The sequence below is a fragment of the Enterococcus sp. AZ011 genome (assembly GCF_050548355.1).
GTDB lineage: Bacteria > Bacillota > Bacilli > Lactobacillales > Enterococcaceae > Enterococcus > Enterococcus faecalis.
Window position 1 is genome coordinate 1,939,000 of sequence record NZ_CP172959.1, and the last position, 13,050, is coordinate 1,952,049.

A 13,050-nucleotide genomic window follows, 5' to 3' on the forward strand; every position below is an offset into this window, starting at 1 on the left:
TTGAAATCTTTTCCAGAAATAATAAGAAAGAGCCTGAAACAAAAATCCAAAGTGATTTTTGTTTCAGGCTTAAAAGCTGATAAACTGAACGGTTTTGTCTTACCTTCTCCTAAATAAACGATTAATAACAGTCAAGGATTTTCTGCATATACTGGTTTAATTGCCCATAGCCTTCCAATTCTCTGATTACTGGTAGCGGACAACGAACCTTTTTATTAAATAGTGTCCGCTTTTCAACATATTCTGTAACTTCGTCTAAAAATTTATCTAATCCTTTTTCTAATTTCATACAACTTAACTGATTGCAAATTCGCACGTCTCCTGCCTTTTTCTTTTGAACTTGTTTAAATGATTGTGAGAATGCTTTTGCTTCAAACATTTGTGCTTCTAACTGTCTTTTTTCAATCGTTATTTTCGGTACTGCTTGATTTCCATCAGTATCCTCTAACTGGCGACTCATAAAGCGACGATAAATTTCCTCTTCTAATTCGTCCAATTGTCGTTGAAAGTCCGCAGGAATTGTCCGACTTGATGAATTTTCTTTCTCACTTTCCATAGAGACAGCTTCTTTTTCTGGCTTCTGCTCCTCTTCTTTTTCGGCAGACTTATTTACTGAATTTAGCGAGCTTTTTTCTGTTTCTTGTGGAAAAGTAAATAAAGGTTTTGCCGCAGTGCTCTGCTGGTTTTCTTGTTTTTTTTCTGGCTGTGCTTCTTTAATTGGCGCTGGTTCAGATAACACTGGTTCTTTCGCTGGTTCTTCAAGTACTAGTTTGTTAACGGGAAGCACTGCTTCACTTGTTGCTACAGTTGTTTCACCTTCTTGATTTTCCAGATTATCAGGCGATAGATTGACGTCTGGTTGTTCCAGATTAGTATCCTCTGATACTTTCAGCGATGCCTGTTCTGCGGCTATCACAGGAGAAGCTCTTTTCAAATGGATCGTTTTTATTTGTCTAGAAATGATGGGATTTCTCGTTTGATTAACGGCTTCATTTAAGGAGGCTAAATTTTCTTTTAAAAGTGTCAACATTTCACGTAAGACAGCAATTTCACCAGCTAATTCCGTTAATTGATTTTCTTGCGGCACTACTTGCACATTGGTTTCATTCATACGGACTGTTTTTTTATTTTTATTTGTCGGTATTTCATACATCCATTGTTTCAGTGCGAATCGTAAGTCACGAGTGGTCGGCTCAAAGCTTCCAAAATAAACAGTGTAGTACATTAACTCCGTTTCAACATAGACATAAATCTTTTTAACAATTAACTCTTCAAACTGTTCTGATTCATCCCAACTTTCACATAATGCCTCAAAAAATTGTTCCCCTTCTGCTAAATTTTGGTACTCTTTCGCTAAATAAAGCTTGCGAATTAAGTAAAAATTATACGGTGTTTCAACATTATCCGCATAAATTTCTCGTCCTAAAAAATCTGGATTCGTTTCTTTACAAAGAAAGACCGTTTTCTCTTCTGGTTGTGTTTCAAGTGTTTTAGTCATGAGATTCACTTCCTTTTTCTCCGTTAATAACCATTTTTTAATGATAGATACTTTTAGTATACAGGAGAAATTCTTCTGATTTTCTCATATTTTTAAGAGACCATAGAAATTTTAGAGAAAAATCGACAGAAAAAAAACGTGAGACAAACAGTCCTATTGACCATTTATCTCACGCAAAATACTTAAACTGACTATTTTATCCTTGAAACATGCAACCAATTATTCTGCTGAATCAATTGGCAAAATCGTGTCTTTTTTCTCGCGACGTGCAATTGCTGGTAAAATCATTCCTAATAGAATTAAGACGATTGGTGTCACAATGTTAGAAGCTAATTGGAACAACCAGCCTTGAGGGTCTGAAGCATACTCAAATTTAGGCACCATTCCTAGGATACAAGCAAAGGCTGTAAATAGGAAACACCAAAGACCAAACACAAAACCAATTTTAGGATTTTTAACAAATTTATATTCTGAATTAAATTGTTTGTATGCTTTGTTTAGAAGCATATAGGCAAAGAAGACCCATAAGTAACGCATTGGCATAACTACAGAATTTAAGTTAGTTAGCCATTTAACCACTTCGTTCATGTCCTTCAACCCAAACATCGGTAAAGCGATAATAATACTTACTAAAATACCTGTTAATAGGTAACCATTAATTAACGTACCTTTTTTCGTACGTTTACGTAACCAACTTGGAACAAATTCTGGATCTGCTTCAGCTAAAAGAATTTTCAGTGGAGCATCAATTGAAAAGGCTAACGCAGCCACTTGACCCACTGTATTCGTTAACGCATAAACAATCATTAAGAGATTACCGACACCATAATACGCGCCTAATTTTTGGAAGGCACTATAGGCACCATTTGCCATTAAATCTTTAGGAATATTGTCACTTGAGAATAACATTCCCATTGCAAATGAACCTAAAACAGCCGATAAACCAACCATTGCTGCTAGGAAAATCATTCCTTTAGGGAACTCTTTGGCTGGATTTTTAGTTGCATTTACGTAAGGAGAAATTTTTTCAGCGCCACCTACCGCAAAAACTAACATTGATACGGTTGTAAAATAACTAAAGTCAAATTTAGGAATGTAGGTGCTGACTTGTGACATGTTTGGCGTCGCAAATTCAACCGTTGAATTAATAAATGGTGCGCCTACCGCTAATAAAATAAATAAAATAGACATCACAAACATGGCGGTTCCAGCTAAACCACCAATAACTTTTAAGGTGGTTAACCCTTTTGTTGATAATAACAAGAAAACCAAGAAAATTATTAATGAAATAAATGATACCGTTACGATTGGCATCGTATTGACTAAGTTTCCATTCCCTTGAACTGCCCAACCTAAGGCAATTAAAATTGCTTGTGGTTTTTGTGCCAAGTAAGGAATGTGCACTACCCAATAAGTCCATGCTGCATAATAGGCTAGACGTTTAGTACTGGTATTTTGCACCCACGAACTAACTCCACCATTGCTGTCTTTAAATGTTGAACCTAACTGTCCTACGATTAACGCATAGGGAATAAAATATAAAACTAAAATCAAAAGCCATGAAGTGACCACTGAAATCCCTTGTTGTGCATAATTATTCACAACATTTCCAAGACCCCAGACCATGTTAAAGGCAATTAACCCGACGGTGAACCATCGTAATTGCTTTTTGTCCATATAACCAATTCCTTTCTTATTAAAAAAAATAAAGCTCTTCATTTATCATAAGCATTTTACTTTTTATGCACAAGCTCAACATAATTAAATAAAGATGGCTTTTTAATAAGTAATTAAAACGCTTCTAGCAATGATTTTCTAATTTATTTGATGACTAAAAAAGGCCGGTGAATAAGTTGCTTCACCAGCCTTTTTCTAAAAGATTTTTCTTTTATAACATATCAAATAATGATAATTGGTTTTCATCTGGCAAGTCTTTTAAGACACCATTTTCATTCATGTATTCAATCAACGTTTTAGAAACTTTGCCTCGTGTTGCCAAATCTTCTTTCGACAAGAACGGTTGCTCTTCTCGCGCAGCGACAATGGCTTTCGCTACGTTGAGGCCTAAACTTGGCACTGCTCGGAAAGGTGCAATCAAGGTATCCCCTTCGATCACAAAATTTTCAGCATCTGATTTGTACAAATCAATCATGCCAAATTTATAGCCCCGTTCCAGCATTTCATTACATAATTCTAAAACCGTTAATAAGTTTTTCTCTTTAGTGGAGGCGTCCATCCCTTTGTCCGTAATTTCTTTCATTCGTGCTTTCACAGCTTCTTTCCCTTGTGACATTGCCACTAAGTCGAAGTCATCCGCCCGAACGGAGAAAAATGCACAGTAATATAAGATTGGGAAATAAACTTTAAAGTAAGCGACCCGCAACGCCATTAATACATATGCTGCCGCATGGGCTTTCGGGAACATATATTTAATTTTAGAACAAGAATCAATATACCAGTCAGGGACGTTGTTTTCTTTCATCGCATTTAAATACGTATCCCGTAGTTCATCAGGAATCTTATTCCATTGTCCTTTACGTACCGTTTCCATAATCTTAAAGGCCATCCCACTGTCCAAACCAGCATGAATTAAATAAACCATGATATCATCCCGACAACCAATTACTTCAGCAAGATTGGCTTCGCCACGGCGAATCAATTCTTCTGCATTCCCTAGCCACACATCGGTTCCGTGAGACAGTCCAGAAATTTGAAGTAATTCTGCAAAAGTTGATGGATGCGTCTGTTCTAACATACCTCGAACGAAACGTGTCCCAAATTCAGGAATTCCTAACGTTCCTGTTTTAGAATAAATTTGCTCTGCATCCACACCTAGAACCTCAGGTCCTTCAAAAATACGCATCACTTCTGGATCGTCTGTTGGGATGGTTTTTGGCTCAATCCCAGATAAATCTTGTAACATCCGAATCACGGTTGGATCATCATGTCCTAGAATATCAAGTTTTAAAATATTATCGTGAATGGAATGGAAATCAAAGTGCGTCGTTTTCCATTCTGCCTCTTGATCATCAGCAGGGTATTGAATTGGCGTAAAGTCATAAACATCCATGTAATCAGGAATTACAATAATACCGCCGGGATGCTGCCCAGTCGTCCGTTTAACCCCTGTTGAACCTTTGGCTAAGCGATCAATTTCAGCGCCGCGCAAATGTAAATTATGATCTCTTTCATATCCTTTAACAAAGCCATACGCTGTTTTGTCGGCTACTGTACCAATGGTTCCTGCCCGGTAGACATATTCTTCACCAAAAAGAACTTTCGTGTAGTTATGGGCTTCGGCTTGATAATCGCCAGAAAAGTTCAAATCGATATCAGGAACTTTGTCGCCATGGAATCCTAAGAACGTTTCAAAAGGAATATCGTGACCATCTTTAAACAATCGAGCGCCACATTTTGGACAGGCTTTTTCAGGCATATCAAACCCTGAACCATAGGAACCATCTTCATAGAACTCAGAATATTGACACTCAGGACAATAATAATGTGGCGCTAAAGGATTTACTTCAGTAATCCCTGTCATTGTCGCAACAAAACTCGAACCGACAGAGCCCCGTGAACCAACTAAATAGCCATCTTCATTACTTTTATGCACCAGTTTTTGAGAAATTAAATAAATGACCGAGAAACCATTCCCGTTAATCGAATTCAGTTCCTTTTCTAACCGTTTTTCGACAATTTCTGGTAAAGGATCGCCATACAATTCGCGCGCACGATTGTAGCTTAAATCAGTGATCTCTTGTTCAGACCCAGGAATTTTTGGCGTATACAAATCGTCTTTTACTGGAATAACTTCTTCACATAAATCAGCGACTTTGTTGGGATTTTCTACTACAATTCGCTTAGCGACGTCTTGTCCTAAAAATTGAAATTCCGTTAACATTTCATCGGTGGTTCTGAAATGAACCTTTGGTAAACTATGGCGATTTAACGGATTAGCGCCACCCATAGACCCGACTAAAATTTTCCGATAGATGGCATCTTCTTCATTTAAATAATGAACATTTCCAGTGGCGACAACCAGCTTACCAAGTTCGTCACCGATTTTCACCAGATTACTAATAATTTCTTCCAAATCTGCTTCATTTTTCACCAATTCTTGTTCAATTAATGGCGCGTAAACTGGTTTGGGCATAACTTCAATATAATCGTAGAATTTGGCACGATTTTTTGCTTCTTCGACACCTTTTTGCATCATTGCTTCAAAAATTTCGCCGTTTGAACATGCGGAACCGATTAAAAGTCCTTCTCTTAACTTCGATAATTGCGAACGAGGAATCCGTGGTACTCGGAAAAAATAATCTACATTGGACATCGAAATCAATTTAAAAAGATTTTTTAATCCTGCTTGAGTTGTTGCTAAAATCGTTGCATGGAAAGGTCGAGCTCGTTTGTATGAATCTCCTTCGCCAATATGACGATTCAAATCATCATGGAAATGCATATCATGATTCTCTTTCGCTTCTTTTAAGAAAATCCAGCACAAATGACCTGTTGATTCCGAGTCATAGATGGCGCGGTGATGTTGTTCTAAGTTGACGCCAAATTTTTTCGATAAGGTATTTAGACGATGGCTTTTGAAATGTGGATACAAGAATCTGGATAATTCTAATGTATCGATGACGGGATTAGCCGCTTCAGGTATTCCATGTTTGCCATAACTTGTATTTAAGAACCCCATATCAAAAGAAGCGTTGTGGGCCACTAAAATAGTTCCTTCTGAAAACTCTTTAAACATGCGTAAAACTTCTTCTTCGGATTTTGAACCGCGCACCATTTCATCTGTAATCCCAGTTAAATTAATTGTCGTTTGAGATAATGGATGGCCAGGATCAATAAACTGCTCAAAAGTCTCAATGACATTTCCTTTGTGCATTTTGACTGCGGCCAATTCAATAATTGTATCATAAACAGCGGAAAGCCCCGTTGTTTCCACGTCAAAGACCACATAGGTAGCATCTGTTAATTCAATATGTTCTTCGTTGTAAGCAATAGGTACACCATCATCAACAATATTGGCTTCCACGCCGTATAAAATTTTAACGCCTGCTTTTTTACCTGCAGCATGGGCATCAGGAAACGCTTGGGCGCCGCCATGATCCGTAATTGCGATGGCCTTGTGCCCCCATTTCCCCGCTTGCGCCACCAAGTCACCGACTTTATTGGTCGCATCCATTGTACTCATGTTACTATGCATGTGTAATTCTACACGTTTTTCACCTTCTGGCGCGTAGTCTTTTCTTGGCGCATGGGCGACTTCCATCAAATCTTGAGCATTCATGACTAAATCACGCATGAAGGTATCTTCTTGTACACTACCACGAACACGAATCCAACTTTGTGGTTGAATCGCATCAAAAACTTGTTCATCTTTTTCCCCATTCGAAAATTTCTTCACCACGAAAGAGGAAGTATAATCAGTAATTTTCAAAATTAAAATTTTTCGTTTAGAACGCAATTCACGCACTTCTTTATCAAAAATAAAGCCTTCAATCGTTATCCGACGTTCTTCTTCCAGTATGTTTCCCATTGGCATAATGGGTTCATCATTGGGAATATTCCGACCTAAACGAATTGGACCATCAAACGCAGGCGCTTGTTGTTGTTTTTCTTTTTTCATTTGTTCATGTTTAACAAGCGATTCAGCAGCTTGTTGTTGAAAGGCTGCGGCTTGTTCTAATTTTTGCTCTTCAAACTTTTTCAGCACTTCTGCAGCTTGCTGTTGATCCATTTTTGGTTCAATATGAAATTTAGGAAACCCGTAAGAGAAATAAAGTTCCTCAATAATTGGTAAATATTGTTGCTTCAAATAAGGAATAACTGCTTCATTATCAACAGGTAAGATAATTTTCCGATCTTCAAATTGTGGTGTCTGTGTTTTTAAGACTTTCTGAACTAACGGCGTATTGCATTGACTATTTAACAAGGCCAACTGCCAATAATCCGTTAATTGTTCCTCAGTAAATGTTGTCTGATTTGTGGTTATTTGAACGGAAACCTGCGCAATTTGTTGAAAAGCTAGTTCCAATTGTTGCATAAATGTTTGATATAGCATCACTGGCATCAATTCATCAAAACTTAAATGAAATTCCCATAAGCGACTTTGTTGGTGAACAATGACCTTGTCAATCCGGCCATTTTGAATTAAGGGATGTTCTTTCGCTGTGTCATCTAACTGAATTTGCGTCATCAGTTTATCAAATAAATCGCGTGCTTTTTCTGTCACAAAATGAACCTCCTTCTATCATTGAAAAAAGGCCCTCAGACAAATCTGTCAAGTGCCTTTTTTCGGTTTCTCTGCATTCGCTTCTCTATTAAGTATACTCGTTTTTTGTAAAAAAACAATCTTGTTTCTTTTCTAAAAAGAGCTAAGAAGAGCTTGAAGCAAAAATCACTTTAGATTTTTGCTTCAAGCTTAAACGCTGATAAGTGGCGGAAACAGTTTATCCTAATCATTCTGTCCGCCCTTTTCATTATTATTCCACTTCTGATGTTGTGTTCATCAAAATAGAAAGTGTACTTTCTAATTCTTCTTTGCGTACTTCCAACATTTCACCAGTACGTTTGATTTTGACTTCTACCACACCATCGACTGCTTTTTTACCGACTGTGATACGGATTGGACAACCAATTAAATCAGCATCAGCAAATTTTACGCCTGCGCGCTCATTGCGGTCATCAACTAATACTTCGTAGCCCGCTTCGGTCATCATTGCTTCAACTTCTTGTGATAGTTTTGTTTGGTACTCATCTTTCACATTCATTTGGACCACGTGTAAATCAAATGGCGCAATTCCTGTTGGCCAATTAATACCGCGCTCGTCTGCATTTTGTTCAACGATTGCTGAAAGTAAACGACTAACGCCGATGCCATAGCAACCCATGATCACTGATTTTTCACGACCGTTTTCATCTAAAACTGTTGCGCCCATAGCATCACTATAACGCGTTCCTAATTTAAAGATATGACCAATTTCGATTCCTTTAGTAAAGGCTAAGACACCATTGCCATCAGGAGAAGGATCGCCTTCTTGAACAAAGCGTAAATCTTCGTAACTAATTGGTTGGAAATCACGATCTGGATTTACATTTGTCAAATGATAGCCATCTTCGTTAGCTCCAACAATGGCGTTGGCTAAATCTTGAACAGCTAAATCTGCATAAATTTTAACATCTTCGGCAACATTGACTGGACCAATTGAACCAAAGCCCGCTCCTAAGACACGGCGAGCATCTTCTTCTGTTGCTTCATCTAAGAAATCAGCGCCTAAGAAGTTTTTCAATTTGACATCATTGACATCATGATCGCCACGAACCAAGACCATTACTGGCTCTTCATCGGCAATAAATAGTACTGATTTAATAATTCGTTGTGGCTCAACTTCAAAGAAGTTTGCCACTTCGGCAATTGTACCCACTTCTGGTGTTGCAATTTTTTCTAAATCTAATTGTGTTTCATGTGATTTTTTCGGCGTATAAAGACTTGTTGCCATTTCTAAATTGGCAGCATAATCACTTTCTGTTGAATAACAAATAGTATCTTCCCCAATTTCAGAAATCGCCATAAATTCTTTAGAATCTTTACCACCCATGGCACCACCGTCCCCAATAATGGCACGGAATTCTAGTCCACAGCGTTCAAAAATGCGTGAGTAAGCTTTTTCGTAATCACGGTATGATTGATCTAAACTAGCTTCATCGGCATGGAAAGAATAGCCATCTTTCATGATAAATTCACGGCCTCTTAATAAGCCAGAACGTGGGCGTTTTTCATCACGATATTTTGTTTGAATTTGGTATAAATTCAAAGGTAATCGTTTGTAAGAATTAATTTCATCACGAATTAATTCTGTGAAGGTTTCTTCATGCGTTGGGCCTAAGATATAGTCACGGTCATTGCGATCTTTTAAGCGATACAAGTTAGGTCCATAAGTTTCATAACGGCCTGATTCTTTCCAAAGTTCTGCTGGTAATAACGCAGGCATTAACATTTCAACTGCATCAATTTTCTCAAATTCTTCTCGCATAATCGTTTTTAATTTTTCTAAAACACGATTGGCTAAAGGTAAATAAGAATAGATCCCTGCAGCGACTTGACGAATATAGCCTGCGCGCAACAGAATTTGATGACTTAAGACTTCTGCATCATTTGGTACTTCTCTTAACGTTGGAATTAACATTTTTGACTGTTTCATTAAAACTCTCCTCTATTTTAAAATCAACTATTTTTGATTTCTTTACACACTTTTTTACTTAAGCTTTCTCCTTAAAAGAAAAAGCGTTGAATATCGTTCCAAGTAACTAACACCATTAACACCATGACAAACCCAAAGCCAATTAACGTAATGATGCCTTCTTTTTCAGGACTAATTGGTTTTCCACGTACACCTTCAATAATGTTTAAGACAATTTTCCCGCCATCTAAAGCTGGGATCGGCAACAAATTAATAATCCCTAAGTTCATTGACAACATGGCCATTAAGAATACAACTGTACTTACTCCAGCATTGGATGCTTCTTCCGATAACTTAAACATCATGACTGGCCCACCTAGTTTGTTTAAACTAAAGCCTGTGAATAGTGAGCCGAGTGCTTTAAAAATCTGTGTCGTACTATTTAAAGTATCCTGAATACCGCCCATCAATTTTGACGGTAAATCGGTTTTCATATAAGGATAAACGCCGACTTTACCAATCGTTTGTTTTTCCACTTTTTGTTTTTCTGGTGTCACTGTTAGTTGCTCTTCTTTGCCGTTACGCTCAACTACGAACGTTAACGGCTTTTCGGGGTTCTTCTGCACAATGGTTGTAAAATCTTCGTATTTTTTGATTTTTTGATTATTAATCGATAAGACTTTATCATTTTCTTTCAACCCAGCTTCTGCGGCTGGGCCATTAGGAATCACTTGTCCAATTTGATTCGTGTTTAAATCAGTAACGCCTCCTTGTAGAAAGACCGCTAACGTAAACAGAATAAACCCTAAGATAAAGTTATTCATGGGTCCCGCAAAGTTCGTCAAAATGCGTTGCGATAATTTCGCTGATTGAAATTGAACGTCAAGTGGCGCAATCCGCACCTCGGTTCCATCACTTTCAATAATCGTTGCATCATGGTCAACTTTATAAACGGTTTCTTCTTCCTCGTTTCCATTGACATAGCCCTTGATGAATAATTCTTTTTCAAGATCAAAATCAACGACTTCCATCGGAATACTATGAGGTAATTGTACTTTTTTACTTGTATTAATTTTAACCACATTACCCACGGCATTTAACTCAACAGATAGAGGCATACCTGGTGTGATTTCTGTCATGTCTTCGCCCATCCCAGCCATTCGCACATAGCCACCAATTGGCAATAAGCGAATCGTATAAGTGGTGCCATCTTTTCCACGATGCGCAAAAATCTTTGGTCCCATTCCGATTGCAAACTCACGAACTAAAATACCCGCTCGTTTTGCAAAATAAAAGTGGCCAAATTCATGTACGAGGACAAGAATACCGAAGACAATAATGAATGTGATAATTGTTTTCATAGATGTCCTTCTTCCTTCATTCACTGACGTTCAGTGCTTTTTATTATTACATGGGAAAGTCTCGTAAAACTTGCTCTGTTCCCTTCCCGATAAACCAGTGCAACTGTTTACTGAGAACAGTCGCCACTGTTAGTGAACAAATCTTTCCTTATGTAAGACAAGTTTTATTTTAGCATATTCAGTCATAAATAACCATTGGACTTGACCACTTCGCCTAGATATTTTGTGTTTTTTTAGAAAACTCTATAAATGAGAGGAATTGATTACTACGACCAGTATTTTTTTAAAGACCTTCAACAATAGTAGCTAACTTTAGAGCCTAAACTTTTCCGACAGTTTGTCGTATTTTATCAACACGCTGATTGACATGTGCTACCATGAAAGTATTAATAGTAATTTTAGGGGGAATGAATCAATGTATGGAGAATTACATGGTAAAGTGGCCGTTGTCACTGGTGCAGCTACGGGTTTAGGATTATTTATTACTCTGCGTTATATCTTAGAGGGCATGAATGTTGTTGCTGACTATGTCGGTGAGCTGCCTAAAGAATTTGAAGATGTCCAAGCCAAGCACGCAGACCGCGTAAAATTCGTGAAGGCTGATGTCTCTAATGAAGAAGATATTAAAGCGTTAGCTGAAACCGCTTTAAAAGAGTTTGGTCATGTTGACATTTGGGTAAATAACGCCGGTGTGGAGGCTTCTTTTCCGACAATTGATATGCCATTAAAAGAATGGCAACGTGTCATTGATGTCAATTTAAACGGTGTCTTTTTGGGTTCTAGAGAAGCACTCCGAATATTTAGAGATCAAAAAATCAAAGGGTCAATCATTAATATGTCCTCCGTTCACCAAAGAATTCCTTGGCCAACGTTCGCTCACTATGCGGCAAGTAAAGGCGCAACCGAAATGTTCACGAAAACAATCGCTTTGGAATATGCGGAATATGGTATTCGTGCCAACTGTATTGCACCTGGAGCGATTAACACACCTATTAATGCTGAAAAATTTTCCGATCCCGAACAGTTAAAACAAACAACGAGCATGGTTCCTATGGGCATTATTGGTAAACCAAATCAAGTAGCTGCTGCGGCCGCTTGGTTAGCTTCTGATGAATCCTCATACGTAACCGGAACAACACTCTTTGTAGATGGCGGGATGTCTCTATACCCTTCGTTCCAACACGGAGCTGGTTAAAAAGTAGTCTGCAACAAAAATTCTCTATGAATTTTTGTTGCAGACTTTGTACTATCACACACAAAATCTATTCAGGAGGCTTACCATGAAACTAGTCAAAAATGTTCTTTTAATTTTAATTGGTTTAGTTATTATCGGGATTGGCGCATCCACTTTAAGAGTGGCAGGTTTAGGAGTTGATCCTTTCACTGCTATGAATATCGGACTTTCTTCGATGTTTGGTATGCAATTAGGCATTTTTCAAATTATTGTCAATGCGTTTATTTTATTCTATGTCTATTTAAAAAACAAAAAAGCCATTGGTCTAGGAACTATTTTAAATATGCTTTTAGTAGGGATTTTGATTCAACAGATTTCTACTTGGCTTCAACCTTACGCCGATAGTTTAGGAGGCTCAACAATTGGCAAACTACTTTCTTTATTCGTCGGAGTCCTGATTTTTACATTTGGCTGCGCCTTATACATGGCTACAGATCAAGGCGAATCCCCCTATGATGCGATTGCACCAACCATCTGTCAACAAATCAACAAACCTTACGCTTCTGTTCGAAAAGCACAAGATTTGTTGGTCCTATTAATTGGCTTTATTGCTGGTGGTCCAATTGGGATTGGTACAATTATTTGTGCATTTGGTGCTGGCCCACTCATTAGTTTCTGGAACAAGTTACTTCAACCTTTAGTAAAATAATTTTTTAACTAAAATATAAGAAAAAGCGATGACTCAATAGAGATTTTCTTCTCGAGTCATCGCTTTTTTATTTGTGCTTCTTTGAAGAAGCATGATTAGTGTGTTTCTTGTTTGGC

At 37.7% G+C, this 13,050-nt stretch carries 7 protein-coding genes; 2 read left to right on the plus strand and 5 right to left on the minus strand.

From position 1 onward, the window contains the following. Nucleotides 1-121 precede the first annotated feature (121 nt). From IGL36_RS09345 to rseP, 5 genes are all read right to left on the minus strand, one after another. Entirely contained in the window at nt 122-1,498 is a 1,377-nt protein-coding gene (locus IGL36_RS09345; protein ID WP_002398038.1) for a hypothetical protein, read from the minus strand. A gap of 219 nt (nt 1,499-1,717) precedes the next feature. After that, nucleotides 1,718-3,175, minus strand: a complete 1,458-nt coding sequence (locus IGL36_RS09350; protein WP_002356790.1) for an amino acid permease — start codon at nt 3,173-3,175, stop codon at nt 1,718-1,720. 211 nt (nt 3,176-3,386) lie between these two features. Then, nucleotides 3,387-7,742 carry a PolC-type DNA polymerase III gene (locus IGL36_RS09355; RefSeq protein WP_002400824.1) on the minus strand — a complete coding sequence of 1,452 codons (4,356 nt, stop codon included), beginning with the start codon at nt 7,740-7,742 and terminating at the stop codon, nt 3,387-3,389. A 250-nt stretch (nt 7,743-7,992) separates the two neighbouring features. Beyond that, nucleotides 7,993-9,711, minus strand: coding sequence for a proline--tRNA ligase (locus IGL36_RS09360; protein WP_002372134.1), 1,719 nt, complete (start codon nt 9,709-9,711; stop codon nt 7,993-7,995). 71 nt (nt 9,712-9,782) lie between these two features. Beyond that, the gene (gene rseP / locus IGL36_RS09365; protein WP_002362168.1) at nt 9,783-11,051 is read right to left on the minus strand and encodes an RIP metalloprotease RseP; all 1,269 of its coding nucleotides are present in this window, start codon (nt 11,049-11,051) and stop codon (nt 9,783-9,785) included. A gap of 415 nt (nt 11,052-11,466) precedes the next feature. Here rseP and IGL36_RS09370 point away from each other — a divergent pair, with 415 nt between their 5' ends. Both IGL36_RS09370 and IGL36_RS09375 read left to right on the plus strand, forming a co-directional pair. After that, nucleotides 11,467-12,246: an SDR family oxidoreductase gene (locus IGL36_RS09370; RefSeq protein ID WP_002359767.1), complete on the plus strand. Its 780-nt coding sequence runs from the start codon at nt 11,467-11,469 to the stop codon at nt 12,244-12,246. A gap of 85 nt (nt 12,247-12,331) precedes the next feature. After that, the gene (locus IGL36_RS09375) at nt 12,332-12,934 is read left to right on the plus strand and encodes a YczE/YyaS/YitT family protein (protein ID WP_002393123.1); all 603 of its coding nucleotides are present in this window, start codon (nt 12,332-12,334) and stop codon (nt 12,932-12,934) included. Nucleotides 12,935-13,050: the final 116 nt, after the last annotated feature.